Origin of the sequence: Erwinia sp. MYb375, assembly GCF_037479175.1 — a bacterium.
GTDB lineage: Bacteria > Pseudomonadota > Gammaproteobacteria > Enterobacterales > Enterobacteriaceae > Erwinia > Erwinia rhapontici.
Map to the genome: position 1 here is coordinate 438,136 of NZ_JBBGZS010000011.1, position 15,434 is coordinate 453,569.

The 15,434-nt window shown below is 51.6% G+C and carries 16 protein-coding genes and 3 tRNA genes; 11 read left to right on the top strand and 8 right to left on the bottom strand.

The genetic code is table 11. The features are described from left to right. Positions 1–22 precede the first annotated feature (22 nt). The gene (rutB, locus tag WH279_RS04495; protein WP_339455134.1) at positions 23–769 is read right to left on the bottom strand and encodes a pyrimidine utilization protein B; all 747 of its coding nucleotides are present in this window, start codon (positions 767–769) and stop codon (positions 23–25) included. Continuing rightward, complete coding sequence (gene rutA, locus WH279_RS04500; RefSeq protein ID WP_339455135.1) at positions 769–1,860, bottom strand: pyrimidine utilization protein A; 1,092 nt, start codon at positions 1,858–1,860, stop codon at positions 769–771. The genes rutB and rutA overlap by 1 nt, the downstream gene beginning before the upstream one ends. Positions 1,861–2,159: 299 nt before the next feature. On the opposite strand from rutA, the gene rutR reads away from it, so the two are divergent. Both rutR and WH279_RS04510 read left to right on the top strand, forming a co-directional pair. Continuing rightward, the gene (gene rutR, locus WH279_RS04505) at positions 2,160–2,825 is read left to right on the top strand and encodes an HTH-type transcriptional regulator RutR (RefSeq protein WP_339455136.1); all 666 of its coding nucleotides are present in this window, start codon (positions 2,160–2,162) and stop codon (positions 2,823–2,825) included. A gap of 25 nt (positions 2,826–2,850) precedes the next feature. Next, positions 2,851–3,831 carry a metal-dependent hydrolase gene (locus tag WH279_RS04510; RefSeq protein WP_339455137.1) on the top strand — a complete coding sequence of 327 codons (981 nt, stop codon included), beginning with the start codon at positions 2,851–2,853 and terminating at the stop codon, positions 3,829–3,831. Between the two features lie 34 nt (positions 3,832–3,865). Here WH279_RS04510 and cycA read toward each other — a convergent pair whose 3' ends face one another. Continuing rightward, entirely contained in the window at positions 3,866–5,260 is a 1,395-nt protein-coding gene (gene cycA, locus WH279_RS04515; RefSeq protein ID WP_339455138.1) for a D-serine/D-alanine/glycine transporter, read from the bottom strand. A gap of 202 nt (positions 5,261–5,462) precedes the next feature. On the opposite strand from cycA, the gene WH279_RS04520 reads away from it, so the two are divergent. The 3 genes from WH279_RS04520 (at position 5,463) to WH279_RS04530 (ending at position 8,401) form a co-directional block, all read left to right on the top strand. After that, positions 5,463–6,161 (top strand): extensin-like domain-containing protein, encoded by a 699-nt coding sequence (locus tag WH279_RS04520; protein ID WP_339455139.1) that lies wholly within the window; start codon positions 5,463–5,465, stop codon positions 6,159–6,161. Between the two features lie 761 nt (positions 6,162–6,922). Next, the gene (gene sdiA / locus WH279_RS04525) at positions 6,923–7,645 is read left to right on the top strand and encodes a transcriptional regulator SdiA (protein WP_339455140.1); all 723 of its coding nucleotides are present in this window, start codon (positions 6,923–6,925) and stop codon (positions 7,643–7,645) included. 129 nt (positions 7,646–7,774) lie between these two features. Continuing rightward, on the top strand, positions 7,775–8,401 hold the full coding sequence (locus WH279_RS04530; protein WP_339455141.1) for an autoinducer synthase: 627 nt from the start codon (positions 7,775–7,777) through the stop codon (positions 8,399–8,401). Positions 8,402–8,403: 2 nt separating this feature from the next. On the opposite strand, the gene WH279_RS04535 is transcribed toward WH279_RS04530, so the two are convergent. Beyond that, positions 8,404–8,745 carry a GlpM family protein gene (locus WH279_RS04535; protein WP_339455142.1) on the bottom strand — a complete coding sequence of 114 codons (342 nt, stop codon included), beginning with the start codon at positions 8,743–8,745 and terminating at the stop codon, positions 8,404–8,406. Positions 8,746–8,832: 87 nt separating this feature from the next. Next, complete coding sequence (locus WH279_RS04540; protein ID WP_339455143.1) at positions 8,833–9,057, bottom strand: DUF2594 family protein; 225 nt, start codon at positions 9,055–9,057, stop codon at positions 8,833–8,835. Between the two features lie 477 nt (positions 9,058–9,534). Between WH279_RS04540 and uvrY the strand changes: the two genes are divergently transcribed. From uvrY to WH279_RS04570, 6 genes are all read left to right on the top strand, one after another. Further along, complete coding sequence (uvrY, locus tag WH279_RS04545) at positions 9,535–10,194, top strand: UvrY/SirA/GacA family response regulator transcription factor (protein WP_339455144.1); 660 nt, start codon at positions 9,535–9,537, stop codon at positions 10,192–10,194. Continuing rightward, positions 10,187–12,019, top strand: a complete 1,833-nt coding sequence (gene uvrC / locus WH279_RS04550) for an excinuclease ABC subunit UvrC (RefSeq protein ID WP_339455145.1) — start codon at positions 10,187–10,189, stop codon at positions 12,017–12,019. Before uvrY ends, uvrC begins: the two co-directional genes overlap by 8 nt. A 71-nt stretch (positions 12,020–12,090) precedes the next feature. Next, positions 12,091–12,639, top strand: coding sequence for a CDP-diacylglycerol--glycerol-3-phosphate 3-phosphatidyltransferase (gene pgsA, locus WH279_RS04555; protein WP_200640612.1), 549 nt, complete (start codon positions 12,091–12,093; stop codon positions 12,637–12,639). Positions 12,640–12,812: 173 nt separating this feature from the next. Further along, positions 12,813–12,888 (top strand) — tRNA-Gly (locus WH279_RS04560). Positions 12,889–12,932: 44 nt separating this feature from the next. Then, positions 12,933–13,006 (top strand) — tRNA-Cys (locus WH279_RS04565). A gap of 12 nt (positions 13,007–13,018) precedes the next feature. Beyond that, positions 13,019–13,104, top strand: a tRNA-Leu gene (locus tag WH279_RS04570). 126 nt (positions 13,105–13,230) lie between these two features. On the opposite strand, the gene WH279_RS04575 is transcribed toward WH279_RS04570, so the two are convergent. From WH279_RS04575 to WH279_RS04585, 3 genes are all read right to left on the bottom strand, one after another. Continuing rightward, the gene (locus WH279_RS04575; protein WP_339455146.1) at positions 13,231–14,193 is read right to left on the bottom strand and encodes a KpsF/GutQ family sugar-phosphate isomerase; all 963 of its coding nucleotides are present in this window, start codon (positions 14,191–14,193) and stop codon (positions 13,231–13,233) included. Positions 14,194–14,197: 4 nt separating this feature from the next. After that, a complete protein-coding gene (gene srlR, locus WH279_RS04580) occupies positions 14,198–14,965 on the bottom strand; it encodes a glucitol operon DNA-binding transcriptional repressor SrlR (protein ID WP_259149176.1) in 768 nt (255 codons plus the stop codon). 90 nt (positions 14,966–15,055) lie between these two features. Further along, positions 15,056–15,418 carry a transcriptional regulator GutM gene (locus tag WH279_RS04585; protein WP_339455147.1) on the bottom strand — a complete coding sequence of 121 codons (363 nt, stop codon included), beginning with the start codon at positions 15,416–15,418 and terminating at the stop codon, positions 15,056–15,058. Between the last annotated feature and the right edge of the window lie 16 nt (positions 15,419–15,434).

Consider the following 15,434-nt stretch of genomic DNA (forward strand, 5'->3'; position numbering starts at 1 on the left):
TTCTCCGTTTAAAAAGCAGGTGTCAGGCTGTCTGGGCTGCAGTGGCCGGTTCCGTTTGTAATGCCGAGCAGAAACTGCCGACGTCAGACACCCAACCAAAGAAGGTTTCAATATTGAACAGGGCGGCCTGCTGGGCAAACAGCGGGCCGGCCTGATAGGTGGCGTCTTCAAGGACGATGCCGAAGTATTCAAGGAAGAAACCGTCACGCAGGGTGGACTCCACGCACACGTTGGTGGCAATGCCGGTAAACACTAAATGACGGATGCCCCGACTGCGCAGCATGCTGTCGAGTGCAGTATTAAAGAAGCCGCTGTAGCGCGGTTTAGGCAGCACGATATCGCCCGGTTGCGGCGTCAGCTGATCGACCAGCTCATAATCCCAGCCGCCCTTTGCCAGCAACGTGCCCTGCAGTTCCGGGTTCTGGCGCATGGTTTTCAGCGCATTCGATTTATGCCAGTTCGGTGAACCGGGTCCGCCGGCTTCGACGTACTGATCGTCCCAGCCGTTCTGGAACCAAATCACCTGGATCCCGGCCTGACGGGCAGCCTTGACCGCCACATTGATCTGATCGATGACCGGACGGGTGGTCGACACGTCAAACCCGGCGAGGTCGAGATAGCCGCCAGGGGTGGCATAAGCATTCTGCATATCCACGACGATCAGCGCCGTTTGCTCCGGCGGGAAGACAATCGCTTCCGGGCGCGCGGGCAAGGTGATAGCGTTTTGCGTGGAGGCGGTGGTGCAAACAACGGCCGGTTTGTTATTCATTATGCCACCTCCTGTGCAGCATCAATTACGTCGATACGGCACTGCATCAGCGGCTGGATACGCTCGCCAAAGTTCTCAATACCTTGCAGGAAGTCATCGAAGGTCAGCAGCACGCCGTGGGTGCCTTCCACCGTGGCAACATCGTCGAGCATCCTCGCCACGTTGGCATAGGAGCCGACGAGGGTACCCATATTGATATTCACAGCGGAAGTCGGGTCGGCCATCTGGCGTACGTTGGTATCGCTGCCGGATCGTTTGTCCTGCTGGCTTTGGGTGGTCAGCCACGACAGCGCCTCTTCATCGGCACCGGCTTTGTAATGTTCCCATTTGGCGCGTGCGGCCTCATCGGTTTCATCAGCGATGATCATAAACAGCACATAGGAGCCGACATCGCGGCCTTGTGCATCGGCTGCGCTTTTCATTCGTGCCGCCGTCGGGGCGAAAGCGGTCGGCGTATTCACACCTTTACCAAAACAGAAGTTGTAGTCGGCGTGTTTGGCTGAAAATTCCATGCCTGCATCGCTCTGTCCGGCGCAGATGACCTTCATCGGTTTTTGCGGTTGCGGGCTGAGGCGGCAGTCGTTCATGGTAAAGAACTCGCCTTTCAGGTCGCACTTACCCTTGCCCCACAGATCGCGCAGGACGCTGACATATTCAGTCAGATAGTCGTAACGGCGTGAGAAGTATTCATCACCCGGCCACAGACCCATCTGATCGTATTCGGGTTTCTGCCACCCGGTCACCAGGTTGACGCCAAAGCGGCCATGAGAGATGGAGTCGATGGTCGACGCCATGCGGGCCACAATAGCCGGAGGCAAGGTCAGGGTGGCGGCGGTGGCATAGATTTCAATGCGCGAGGTGACGGCGGCCAGGCCAGCCATCAGGGTAAAGGACTCGAGGTTATGGTCCCAGAATTCGGTTTTGCCACCGAAGCCGCGCAGTTTGATCATAGAGAGCGCAAAATCGAAGTGATAATGCTCTGCTTTCTGCACAATCGCTTTATTCAGTTCAAAGGTCGGCATGTATTGCGGCGCATTTTGAGAAATTAACCAGCCGTTGTTACCGATCGGGATAAAAACACCAATTTTCATGTGACATCCTCTGCTTGCGTGAAAGAGTGAATCCCGGCGCTGCGATGCATCCTGCAGTTTCCTTTGAAGCGGCGCTGTGAATCAAATTGCAAAGGCTGTGCCAGTTTGAAAATTGTTATTTAAAACAGTGAGTTGTTTTTCTTTTGTAAAATTAAGGTGGAATGAGTGGTCCATTTCAGACCATTTGGTAAAAAAGGTTGCACAAAAAGCAGGCGAGGATGGTCAATTAAAGTGCATGCCTAAGGGAGAGCGCTAATTAGGTATGCGTCAGCTGTTTTGCTATTATCCCCGCAACCCACATGGATCATGGAGTCACGGTGAATTCTACTGATAAGTTACCGGCTAAAGCCCCGACGCGTCGTTCTCGTGCGGTGGCTGCAAAGCGTTCCGCTATTCTCTCTGCGGCGCTGGAGTTTTTCTCACAGTTCGGCATTCATGGCACCAGCCTCGATAAGGTAGCCGAACGTGCAGATGTATCGAAAACCAATCTGCTTTACTACTTTCCCTCTAAAGAAGAACTGTATATTGCTGTGCTGAAGGACCTGCTGGATGTCTGGCTGGCACCGCTGCGCGCGCTGCGCCACGATCAGCATCCTCTGGAGGCGATACGCGATTATATTCGCCTTAAGCTGGAGGTTTCACGCGATCACCCTCAGGCTTCACGTCTGTTCTGCCTGGAGATGCTGCAGGGCGCACCGTTACTCAAAGCCGAACTGGCGGGGGATTTGCGTCATCTGGTTGAAGATAAGGCGGCCATCATAGAAAGCTGGGTTTTGCAGGGAAAACTGTCCGCTGTTCAGCCTCATCATCTGATCTTTATGTTGTGGGCCACAACTCAGCACTATGCGGACTTCGCCACCCAGGTTGAGGCGATAACCGGACAAACGCTGAATGATGAGCATTTCTTCAATCAGACGGTCGAAAATGTGCAGCGTATGGTGATTGAAGGTATCCGCGTACGCTAAGAGCCGTAATAAACAGGGAGCGATGATGGATTCCGTTTCACAACTTGTACTGGGCGCATCGGTCGCTGTTGCCGTCATAGGGCGTAGAGCCCCGGTATGGCAGGCGGCTGCCGTGGGGGCGGTCTGCGGTACGTTGCCCGATCTGGATGTCTTTATTGACCACGGCGATGCCATCCGCAATATGACCCTGCACCGTACTGAGAGCCATGCCTTGTTCTGGCTGACGCTGGCGTCGCCGCTGCTTGCCGGGTTGTGCAGCCGTCTTTGTCGCCAGCCTCAGGCATTCGGGCGCTGGTGGGCGGCAGTGTGGCTGGCGCTGATTACTCATCCTCTTCTTGACCTGACCACCGTGTACGGCACGCAGTTAGCGCTGCCTTTCACCGATCGGCCTTTTGCCATCGGCAGCATGTTTATCATTGATCCGCTTTATACTCTGCCCTTGCTGGCCGGGCTGATAGCGGCACTGGTATGGCGACATCGTCACGCGCGGCGCTGGAATACACTGGGATTAAGTCTGAGCTGCCTGTATCTCATCTGGAGCATGGTGGCGCAGGCGTGGGTCACACATGGGGTGAAGCAACAGCTGGTTCAGCAGCAGGTCAAAGCCGATCGACTGCTGGTGACGCCCACGGCATTTAACACATTACAGTGGCGCGTGGTGGTGGTGGCGGCCGATGACTATCAGGAAGGATTTTGGTCGTTATTGAGCCCGGATAAGCCGCTGGCGCTTACCCCCCATGACAACGGCAGTGCACTGTATCAACAGTACAGCAGTAACTGGTATGTACAGCGCGTGGTCTGGTTCAGTCGTGGTTTTTATGCGATGAAGCGGGTGGGGGATCATATTACGATCACTGACCTGCGGATGGGTGAAGAACCCAATTACAACTTTACCTTTGATCTCGGCCCTGAGCCATTAAAAGACGGGCCATTTAAGCCGGAACGCTTGCCGGTTCAGCGCCCGCCACTGGGACAGGCGCTGCATAAACTGTGGTCACGATTCTGATGCAGCAGGCAAGGCTTATCTGGCCTGCTGTTTATCAGGCCGCTTTACGCTGACGCAGGAACCATCCCACCGCCAGAATGATAAACCACAGTGGCGTGACCATCAGCGCCTGACGGGTATCTTCTTGCAGCGTTAACAGCACCAGCACAAAGGCAAAGAAGGCCATACACACCCAGCACATAAATTTGCCCCATGGCATTTTATAGCTGGATGTCGCGTGGCGTTCCGGATGCTTCTTGCGGTAGGCCAGATAAGAGCAAAGGATAATTGTCCAGACAAACATAAACAGAATGGCAGACACCGTTGTGACCAGCGTAAACACCGTCATCACATTGGGGATCAGATAAATCAGCGCGACGCCGCCCAGCAGACACAGGCAGGAGAAGAACAGACCGGTGGTTGGCACCGAACGGCGTGACAGCAATCCAAAGCGGCGATGTGCCACACCCTGCTGAGCCAGACCGTAAAGCATACGGCTGGTCGAGAAGATGCCGCTGTTCGCCGATGAGGCCGCTGAGGTCAGCACCACAAAATTCACGATGCTCGCCGCTGCCGGTAAACCAATCAGCATAAACATTTCAACAAACGGGCTTCGATCCGCCACCACCTGATCCCACGGCGTTACCGCCATAATCACCATCAGCGACAAAACGTAGAACATAATGATGCGTAACGGGATGGCGTTAATGGCGCGTGGCAGGACGGTTTTTGGATCATGCGTCTCTGCCGCTGCCGTACCGACCAGTTCGATACCCACAAAAGCAAACACGGCAATCTGGAAGCCGGCGAAGAAGCCACTCAGTCCTTTCGGGAACATCCCGCCGTGATCCCAGATGTTGCTCAGGGAAGCGGTACCACCACCCGGTGACGGATAATGCATCGCGACCAGCACAATGCCGGTGGCAATCAGCGCAACAATCGCAACGATTTTAATAATCGCGAACCAGAACTCCATCTCGCCGAACAGTTTCACCGTCGCTATATTAAGCGACAGGAAAACGACGATGCACAACAGGGCGCTCATCCAGATCGAGAAGTCCGGGAACCAGAGCTGGAAATAGGAACTGATGGCCACGACATCGGCAATCCCGGTGACCACCCAACAGAACCAGTAGGTCCAACCGGTGAAATAGCCTGCCCACGGACCCAGCAGGTCGGCGGCGAAATCGCTGAAGGATTTGTACTCAAGATTAGAGAGCAGCAGCTCGCCCATCGCGCGCATGACGAAGAACAGCATAAAACCGATGATCATATAGACGAAGATGATCGACGGCCCGGCAAGGCTGATCGTTTTTCCTGATCCCATAAACAGACCGGTGCCGATAGCACCGCCGATGGCGATCAGCTGAATATGACGATTGTGCAGATTGCGCTGGAGCTGGTCCGGCCCTTTTTCAGAGGCAGCAGCCTCTTTTGATTGATCAACCATTAACGGGTTTCCTGTCCTGTGATGAAGATATGAAAGCTCTGATGGCTTTTCGTATGTCTGATGTTGTTGAGGTTAGTGCGATCAAGAGCTTAACGTAAAATCCCGGTCGATAAAGCAAAATTGCAGCTAAACTACGATAACGTCGCGTCATATGCTTAAAAACCCGGCATCACTTCTGTGGGCAAGGATAAAAGGAGGGGAGGTGAAGCGATTCATCACGTTGGTTGCTGTTCTCCTCGCCGGAGGATGGCTGTGTTCGCTATTGTTGCGCGTTTTACCCCCTGCCTGGAATCCCTTTGCGCCTCTGTCGGTCACCGATGAACCGACGCTGGTAACACGTTATAAACTGAAAAGGCTGGCTGCCAATCCGGAGGCCTGTTTTGCGGTGCTGCAACAGGCCCGGACGCAGGGGTACCTGAGCTACACCCGACCTGGCACACAGCAGGGACGTTGCCCGCTGGTCGACCCGGTCAGGATAACGGGCTTTGGCGATGTGACTGTCAGCAGCACATTCCTCAGTAGCTGCACGCTGGCGGTCAGCAGCACCATGCTGGTGACTCAAACGCTCAAACCTATGGCTACCAGCGTGCTGGGATCACCACTGAGACGCATTGATCACCTCGGTAGCTACGCCTGTCGTAATATTTATCACCGCGCAGAAGGCCGCTTAAGTGAACACGCCACGGCTGACGCCTTGGACCTCAGCGGTTTTCGTTTACAAAACGGCGAACGCATCACGGTACTGAACCACTGGACAGGCAGTGATGAACGCAGCCGATGGTTACACCTCGTCTTTTCCCGCGGTTGTGATCTGTTTGGTACTGCCTTAGGACCGGAATATAACGCGGCACATGCCAATCATTTTCATTTCGGTATGCGCGGTTTTGGTTTGTGCCGCTGAAAGCGCGTTGAGATGCCTGATAACGGGGACAGTAAATGAGGCAGAGAGTGGTGAGCAATATTGATAAAGCGCTATGCAATTAATGAAGAATAAACTGATGCATTTGTTGGGTTGCACACATGCCGCTTGTACCAGGATGAGGGGGGTCTCAAAGACCTATTCTTGCATAGCAATGCGCAGCAAAACTCAAGATGAGAGATGACGACACAAAGTGTACCTATCGGCGTTAACTCCATGTCATAACAGTGGGATTGTCTGTTGTTTCTACATGGTTTTTAACCTATCGCATGAAAGCCAAATGGTAATGAGATTGAAATAATTGATAGTAATATCAGTATGTTTTTCCCTTATTCTGAACTGCCCGCATTGTGATTACTGAATAAAATCCCTGAAATACTGTAAAACTATTGTGCGTAAACGCCATGACAAATGGGGCAAAATTATTGAATGTTTATAGGAAAAATCCTATTCTAACCCGGTGTGGTAGGTGGTGCGTTAAATCGATGTATCTTGTTGGTAGCACTGAGAACTCAATGTTACACAGGTTATTATCGGTCTGATGTCCATTGTTGGGGCTTATTTCCTGGTGATTTTTTATCCCTAAACAGATCAATGCCTGAACGTTGTAAACTGTTTTTTGGTCAGAAAAATCACTCTGAACAATTAATTTTTTTACTCGATTTCATTCATTTTTTTACTGCCATATTCACAATGACAATTATAATCAGGGCGGGGGTTTTCCCTGTCGGACTGAGGCATTAATGACATCTGAGAACTATTTCAGTTGGCGAAACAGGATGCAATTGGCTTTTCGTACGGGCAGCAACATGGCTCATATTACCAGGATAATTGAGCAGCAGGCGGGGGAGCTGGAATTCGATTTTTATGCTCTGTTTATTCGCCATCCCGTTCCATTTACCCGGCCAAAAACTTTTTTTTACAGTAATTATCCGCAGAAGTGGATTGAGCATTATTTGCATCAAGACTTAGCACAGCGCGATCCGGTGTTGAAGAAGTGCTGTTCACCGGGAGCGATGTGGTTGTGGGGAGGCGATCTGCTCCCCGAGGAGCAGGACGTCCTGCAAGCAGCCAGAGAACATGGTATTTATCACGGTATTTCTTGTTCCGTGATGGCGAAAAACAGATCCGTAGGTATATTATCGTTGTCGTCTGCCAATCCTTCTAAAATGATAGCATTAACGACAGAACTTGAACTTAAACTCCAGTATATTTCGGAGCTGTCAATGGCTGCACTGATCGAAATGGATGATATTTCGATGCTGGCAACGAAACTGGAATTAAGTGAAAGAGAACTCGAAATTCTCAAATGGACCGCAGAGGGGAAAACATCGGCAGAAATATCACTGATCCTCTCTATCTCAGAGAATACCGTTAATTTTCACCAAAAAAACATGCAAAAACGATTTAATGCACCAAACAAAACGCAAATTGCCTCTTATGCTGCAGCAATCGGTTTAATCTGAAAGAGGATGCAACTACCAAATTTGGTAGTTTCGAATTGCCACCCGGTTGTCTACCCTGCGCCCAGGGTAACAACCCTGCCCGAACCGTCAGGAGCGGCGCTCACGAGGGAATGCGACAGGGGATCATGAATGAAGATTATCCAGACCAAGCTGAAGGACATGCCGTCATCTTTACTGGCAGAATTAGGAAGTTATCGTTACAGCGTCTTCGCCAGAGGTGAAGGTTGGTCGATTCCATCTCGTCTCAGTACCCCGGGCCAGGAGTACGATCGCTTCGATCGTTCTGATGTGATCTGGTTGATCGCCTGGACTGCGCAGTTTGGTATCTGTGGTTGTGCGCGTTTAATGGCATGGCAGGATCCGGACAGCAACCGTTCAGCCGAAGGTGCTGAAAATAGTCATAACGAAAGTGATAATGTCTGGGAAATGTCACGTTTCTCTGCCCGGCTTGAAATTGATGCGGAGTTGCCGCTGAACATTTTATGGCATGCGGTGCAGTTGGCGGGACAATCGGGTATTCAGCATCTCTACAGTGCGGCAACGCCGATGCTGGAGCAGATGTTTGAACGGCATCAGGTGAACTATGATCCGCTCACGCCAGGGATCATTCAGTCAGAAGACAACCTGTTTGCGGTCAAAATCCCGATTGCTCAGCCGAATCTGGCTGAAAAGTTTCATGGCGCGCGTCGCTTCCGACCTGAAGAAGTGCTGCCTACACTTGGGGTATCCGTTAGCTGGGGGCCACGCGGGCGCTAAATTTATTGCCCATGCCATTTTGACCACAGCGTAATCAGCACCCACGCTGCTACGCCCCAGCACAATACGGCTGCCAGCAGTGCCAGTGGCAGCCGCATCATCGTAATAAAATACCAGAGTGCCAGCAGATAGATAAAATAGGGCAGAATCGCCCACATGCCGAAGATGATGGTGGTTCGCAGCGCCTCGATGCCGCGCTCACTGGCCACAATATAGTGGGCTATCAGTGCGAACGTGGGAAACAGCGGAATCAGACCGGCGATATAATAATGACGGGTTTTCGACAACAGGCCGATTAACACCACGACCGCAGCACCCAGTATTGCTTTGAAAAGTAAGCCCATTGCTTTGTTCTGTCAGTTAAAACACTACGGTGTGACAAAACCAATAAAAAAGCAACGGGCGTTTAACGCGGCGGGAAGGCAGGTGAATTACTGACGATAAGCGTATTTGATCTGTTTTATCGTGTTGCTGAACACTTCTGCCTGCTGCTGGTCTTCCAGCGCGGCGATGTAGCGCTCCATATTGATGATGACTTTACCGGCATCTGCCTGACCCATACCTTTCAGCATCAGAGTGACAAGTGCTTTCATGCACGTCACTTCATTAGCCAATGCCTGCACTTCTTCGCTGGTTGAAAAGTCAGTCTCGCTCATGATTTCTCCCGATAGTCTTTGAAAAAACAGTGCTTCCGGTTAGTTTACCAGGCACGTAAAGTGTTTGAAAGTATAACATATAATGGCTTGAAGAAATCACTCAGTCGGTTAAGGTTAACGATAAAACAATCGGTTGTGCGTCAGTGTGATGTCAAGTTGTAGAAAGTGCTAAAATTTAGAAAAATATTGACTGTGTTAAAATGAAAAATAGCATTTTTTATACAACTTATTGTAATTTATAATTTATTTTATTATCGTGCTTATCGATAGTATTCTTAACGACTAAAAAGATTAACGTTTACATGTTACATCTTTGCATTAATGACGAATTTGCACGCTATTTAGCATCTGCTGATAAATTAGCGTCAGTATACAGGCCGACATTATTTCTGTTCTAACAGTCGTGAAAAAGTAGTAACATCATCGACCTGCCATTGCGATTTTCGCCACCTGCCTTAGCCACTTAAGGAGCATCGTTTGATAAGCGTTTTTCTTGTTGATGACCACGAGTTGGTTCGCGCAGGTATTCGTCGCATACTGGAAGACATCAAAGGTATCCAGGTTGTTGGGGAAGCGAACTGCGGTGAGGATGCGGTAAAATGGTGTCGTGCTAACAGTGCTGATGTGGTGCTGATGGACATGAATATGCCGGGTATTGGCGGACTTGAAGCGACGCGCAAGATTATCCGTTACACGCCAGACTGCAAAATCATCATGTTAACGATTCACACAGAGAACCCGTTGCCAGCGAAAGTGATGCAGGCGGGGGCTTCTGGTTATCTCAGCAAAGGGGCAGCGCCGCAGGAAGTGATCAGCGCGATTCGCTCAGTCAACTCGGGGCAGCGCTATATTGCCTCCGATATTGCGCAACAGATGGCACTCAGTCAGATCGAACCGCAAAAGGCGGAATCGCCGTTCAACAGTTTGTCTGAACGCGAGTTGCAGATTATGCTGATGATCACTAAGGGCCAGAAAGTGACGGAAATTTCCGAACAGCTCAATCTCAGCCCTAAAACTGTTAACAGTTATCGTTACCGCATGTTCAGCAAACTGAACGTCAGTGGTGACGTAGAGTTAACGCATTTGGCCATTCGTCATGGCCTGTACAGCGCGGAGCCGTTAATCAGTAGTGAATGATCAGTTTGATGCAAAGTATTTCCTGAAAACTGTCACCAGCCAGCCCGGTGTTTACCGGATGTATGATGCTGCGGGTACGGTTATTTACGTTGGTAAAGCGAAAGATCTCAAAAAACGGCTCTCCAGCTATTTTCGCGGGAACCTCGCCAGTCGTAAGACGGAAGCGCTGGTGGCGCTGATTTGCCAGATAGATGTGACGGTGACCCATACGGAAACCGAAGCGCTGCTGCTGGAACATAACTACATCAAACTTTATCAGCCGCGCTACAACGTGCTGCTGCGTGACGATAAATCCTATCCCTACATCTTTCTTAGCGCGGATGCCCATCCGCGCCTCGCCAGCCATCGCGGTGCCAAACATGCGAAAGGGGAGTACTTCGGTCCTTTCCCTAATGGCTATGCGGTACGCGAGACGTTATCGCTGTTGCAAAAAATTTTCCCGGTACGCCAGTGTGAAAATAGCGTGTATCGCAACCGCTCACGTCCGTGTCTGCAATACCAGATTGGTCGTTGCCTTGGGCCTTGCGTTAAGGGGCTGGTGACGGAAGAGGAGTATGCGCGCCAGATCGACTATGTGCGCTTGTTCCTTTCGGGTAAAGACGATCAGGTCCTGAACCAACTGGTTGCCCGCATGGAGCATGCCAGCCAGGAAATGCGCTTTGAAGAAGCCGCCCGTCTGCGCGATCAGATACAGGCGGTGCGCCGCGTCACGGAAAAACAGTTTGTCTCCAATCAGGGGGACGATCTGGATGTCATCGGCGTTGCGTTCGACTCTGGAATGGCCTGCCTGCACGTATTGTTTATCCGTCAGGGTAAGGTGCTGGGCAGCCGCAGTTATTTCCCGAAAGTGCCCAGTGGCACAGAACTGGCTGAAGTTGTGCAGACATTTGTGGGTCAATTCTATTTGCAGGGCAGTCAGGCTCGCACGTTACCCGCTGATATTCTGCTGGATTTCCAGTTGCCGGAAAAAGAGCTGCTGGCGGACTCGCTGACAGAGCTTGCGGGAAGGCGTATTGCCATCCAGAGCAAACCCCGGGGCGACCGCGCACGTTACCTGAAGCTGGCCCGCACCAATGCCGCTACCGCGCTGGTGACGCGTCTGGCACAGCATTCCACCATACACCAACGGCTGGCGGCTCTTGCCGACACCCTCAAGTTGCCGGCTATTCGTCGTATGGAATGTTTTGATATCAGCCACACAATGGGTGAGCAGACGGTTGCCTCCTGTGTGGTGTTTGACGCCAACGGGCCACTGCGCAGTGAATATCGTCGCTATAACATCACTGGCATCACTCCCGGTGATGACTATGCGGCTATGAACCAGGTGCTGCGTCGCCGTTATGGCAAAGCCATTGAAGAGAGCAAAATCCCTGACGTGATCCTGATCGATGGCGGTAAAGGCCAGCTTTCACAGGCAAAAGACGTTTTCGCTGAACTGGATGTGACCTGGGATAAACATCATCCTTTGTTGCTGGGGGTGGCAAAAGGCACCGATCGTAAAGCCGGGCTGGAAACGCTATTCCTTGAACCGGAAGGGGAGGGTTTCGCTTTGCCGCCAGACTCTCCGGCGTTACATGTTATCCAGCATATTCGTGATGACTCTCACAATCATGCAATAACAGGCCATCGCAATAAACGGGCTAAAGTGAAGAACACAAGTGCGCTGGAAACCATCGAAGGGATCGGTCCTAAACGGCGCCAGATGCTGCTGAAGTACATGGGAGGCCTGCAACCGTTGATAAATGCCTCGATGGAAGAAATCGCCAGTATCCCTGGAATTTCACATGCGCTGGCTGAAAAAATCTTCTATGCGCTGAAACACTAAGCATTGCAACACCCGTAGCAATGTAGGAACATAGGGACAAATTCTACTCTGTCCAAACAGTTAGCGTAATTATGCCATTTAATATTCCGACCTTACTTACCCTGTTTCGCGTTGTATTAATCCCCTTCTTTGTACTGGCATTTTACCTGCCATTTCAATGGGCTCCACTGGCATGCGCGCTGATTTTCATCTTCGCTGCGGTGACGGACTGGTTCGATGGTTATCTGGCGCGCCGCTGGAAACAAACGACTCAGTTCGGGGCGTTCCTTGACCCGGTGGCCGATAAAGTGATGGTGGCGATCGCGTTGGTGCTGGTGGCCGAGTATTTCCACTCATGGTGGATCACCTTACCGGCTGCCACCATGATTGCCCGTGAAATCATCATTTCAGCTCTGCGTGAGTGGATGGCGGAAATCGGTAAACGCAGCAGTGTGGCCGTTTCGTGGATTGGTAAAGTCAAAACCACGGCCCAGATGTTGTCACTGTTTGCGCTTTTATGGCGTCCGAACAGCCTTGTTGAGGGGGTTGGCGTTGCCGCGTTGTATATTGCCGCTGTGCTAACCTTCTGGTCAATGTTCCAGTATTTGAGCGCTGCACGTGGCGATTTGTTCGAACGGTGATCGAAGCGACTTAAAAAGCAGCAAACGGATGCATTGTGAGGATAATTTGGTTGACTCATTGCGTCAGAACAGTAGAATGCAACGCATCGAAAGGCAGCTCAGGCAGCCAGAAGATAAAGCAAATCAGCAAGTTCTGAAGATTTCATTTAAAACAGAATAAAGCTGATGGCAATGCGGGAATAGCTCAGTTGGTAGAGCACGACCTTGCCAAGGTCGGGGTCGCGAGTTCGAGTCTCGTTTCCCGCTCCAAATTAGTCGCCAGAGATGACTCTCTGATGACAAAAAGATTTAAAGGCGCGTTGGCAGAGTGGCCATGCTACGGATTGCAAATCCGTCTACCTCGGTTCGACTCCGGGACGCGCCTCCAATTAACACCCATGCCCGGGTGGTGAAATCGGTAGACACAAGGGATTTAAAATCCCTCGGCTTATGGCTGTGTGGGTTCAAGTCCCACCCCGGGCACCATATTATCAGTACCGATTAAAACGAATAAAAACAAGCAGTAAGCAATGTCGTAACCGCCTCGAAAGGCGGTTTTTTTACGTCTAAATCTTTTTCATGAAACATCATTTACAGATGCCCTTGTTGGGCTTAGAGCCCCGCATCATGGATATCATGCATCGCCAGGGCACCGACCACACGGTTATCCTCCGACAGCACCGGTGCGGCAGAAATTTTCCGTTCATGGAACGCCGCCAGCGCTTCAGAGGCCAGCTGCGAAGGGGACAGGCTGAAGCCCATGGGGGTCATAGCATCGACTACAGCCGCGGAAATCTGGCCGCCTTTCAGCAGCCAGCGACGTAAATCACCATCGCTGAATACACCGCGCAGCTTATGATCCCGGTCCGTTACCGCCACCAGACCCAGCCCTGTGCGCGTCAGTTCAAACAGAGCATCACTTATCGATGCATCTTCCTGTACCTGGGCGATTTTCCCGCCATTCCGCATAATATCGCCGACCCGACAGAGCAGACGCGCACCGAGACTGCCGGCTGGATGGGTGCGCGCATAGTCATTCTCATCAAAATTACGTGCTCTCATCAGGGCGATGGCCATCGAATCCCCCATCATCAGGGTACAGACAGCAGAAGAGGTAGGGGCCAGGCCAAGCGGGCAGGCTTCACGCGTCACCTGTACGTTAATCACGTGGTCAGCCTCTTGCGCCAGCGGTGAATCGGCATTGCCAGTAAAGGCAATGATCCCCACCGGCAGGGCACGTAACAGTGGCATCATGCGGCGAAACTCGGCAGCGTGACCCGAGTAAGAGATCAGCACTACCACATCGCCTGCGGCAATCATGCCAAGATCACCATGCAGGGCTTCGGCGGGATGCACATAAAATGCCGGGGTCCCGGTGCTGGCCAGCGTAGCCGCGATTTTTTTTCCAATATGGCCTGATTTACCCATGCCACTGACGATCACTTTTCCCCGACAGGCCAGCATCATTGTGCAGGCATCCGCGAAAGCATTATCCAGCCTGTCAGGCAGACTAACGATCTGATCGATCTCCGTTTGCAGCGTCTCTCGGGCTGCTTCGATTAATATTTCACGCATCAGATTATTTGTCTCCCGCGATAATCACATCAATGCCGCGATCACGCAGTTGTGCCGCCACATCATCAGCAATCCCGCTGTCTGTGATCAGTACATCTACCGAGTCGAGGCTGCACACCACATTTGGACTTTTGCGGCCAAATTTGGACGAGTCGACCAGCAGGATAATTTTTTGTGCCGCACGGCACATGGCCTGGCTGACGCCGAACACTTCATTAAAAGTCGTGACTCCGGCATTAAGGTCAACGCCGTCCGCGCCAATAAACAGCTTGTCGAAGCTGAAATGGCTGAATGCGGCTTCCGCCAGACTGCCGTGAAATGAGGCGGACGTGCCGCGATAGGTACCACCTGGCATCAGAATCACCTGATCGTTATTGAGCTCGACCAGCTCGTTAACAAGGGTCAGGCTGTTCGTCATCACAGTGATATTATTAAATTTAGCAAGGTGGGGGACCATCTGCTGTACGGTGCTGCCAGCGTCAAAAATAAGCGAATCACCTTCAGAAACCCATTGGGCTGCACGTGAGGCAATCTGTTTTTTCTTATCCGAGTTAATAAAGGTTTTCCTGTCGATAGGCTGGTCGCCATCGTCCCGGTTCAGCATAACGCCGCCGTAAGTGCGGATCACTGCCCCTTGCTGCTGGAGCAGAGAAAGGTCTTTGCGGATGGTGGTGCCTGTGGTGTCAAAGTAGATAGTCAGTTCTTCAACCGTAGTACGGCCTTTGCCCTGGAGGTATTCAAGTATCAGTGCTTGCCGCTGTATTGGTTTCATCCTGGTTTCCCTGTCGTAGGCCAATAGACTCCTTTCGTATTCGCACAAACAAAGCAAACAAGGAAGGGAAATCTTTCAAAATGAAAGATATCACCGTTTGTTTGTTATGGCCAATTCCAACGCCGTGCGCATGGCCTTATTGTGGGGATAAATGTGAGCTGGCACCAGGTTCTGAATATTCAGTCCGTTCAGTGCATCATCTGGGATGGGCTGCGAGAAGACGGTCAGCCCGCGCATGACAAAGTTGCCCGTAATCATGTGGCGGCTGTCGACGCTGATAACCAGTACCGCCCGCGGTTTAAAGCGACCTGAAGAACGGCCTATCCCGATGCGACCCTCTGTTGGGAGCTGCGTCAGGGCATGATTAAAACGTGACATCTGTAACCAGCCCAGAGCAATTTGCCCCAGCCAGGCGAAGCCTGCCACGCAGATAAACATATTCACTGAGTTCATCGTGTTCTCCATTAAA

What these genes read in the sequence shown, in the direction of transcription:
- rutB (WP_339455134.1), bottom strand. Translation starts at nt 769, where the DNA reads ATGAATAACAAACCGGCCGTTGTTTGCACCACCGCCTCCACGCAAAAC.
- rutA (WP_339455135.1), bottom strand. Translation starts at nt 1,860, where the DNA reads ATGAAAATTGGTGTTTTTATCCCGATCGGTAACAACGGCTGGTTAATT.
- rutR (WP_339455136.1), top strand. Translation starts at nt 2,160, where the DNA reads ATGGATCATGGAGTCACGGTGAATTCTACTGATAAGTTACCGGCTAAA.
- WH279_RS04510 (WP_339455137.1), top strand. Translation starts at nt 2,851, where the DNA reads ATGGATTCCGTTTCACAACTTGTACTGGGCGCATCGGTCGCTGTTGCC.
- cycA (WP_339455138.1), bottom strand. Translation starts at nt 5,260, where the DNA reads ATGGTTGATCAATCAAAAGAGGCTGCTGCCTCTGAAAAAGGGCCGGAC.
- sdiA (WP_339455140.1), top strand. Translation starts at nt 6,923, where the DNA reads ATGACATCTGAGAACTATTTCAGTTGGCGAAACAGGATGCAATTGGCT.
- WH279_RS04530 (WP_339455141.1), top strand. Translation starts at nt 7,775, where the DNA reads ATGAAGATTATCCAGACCAAGCTGAAGGACATGCCGTCATCTTTACTG.
- WH279_RS04535 (WP_339455142.1), bottom strand. Translation starts at nt 8,745, where the DNA reads ATGGGCTTACTTTTCAAAGCAATACTGGGTGCTGCGGTCGTGGTGTTA.
- WH279_RS04540 (WP_339455143.1), bottom strand. Translation starts at nt 9,057, where the DNA reads ATGAGCGAGACTGACTTTTCAACCAGCGAAGAAGTGCAGGCATTGGCT.
- pgsA (WP_200640612.1), top strand. Translation starts at nt 12,091, where the DNA reads ATGCCATTTAATATTCCGACCTTACTTACCCTGTTTCGCGTTGTATTA.
- WH279_RS04575 (WP_339455146.1), bottom strand. Translation starts at nt 14,193, where the DNA reads ATGCGTGAAATATTAATCGAAGCAGCCCGAGAGACGCTGCAAACGGAG.
- srlR (WP_259149176.1), bottom strand. Translation starts at nt 14,965, where the DNA reads ATGAAACCAATACAGCGGCAAGCACTGATACTTGAATACCTCCAGGGC.
- WH279_RS04585 (WP_339455147.1), bottom strand. Translation starts at nt 15,418, where the DNA reads ATGAACTCAGTGAATATGTTTATCTGCGTGGCAGGCTTCGCCTGGCTG.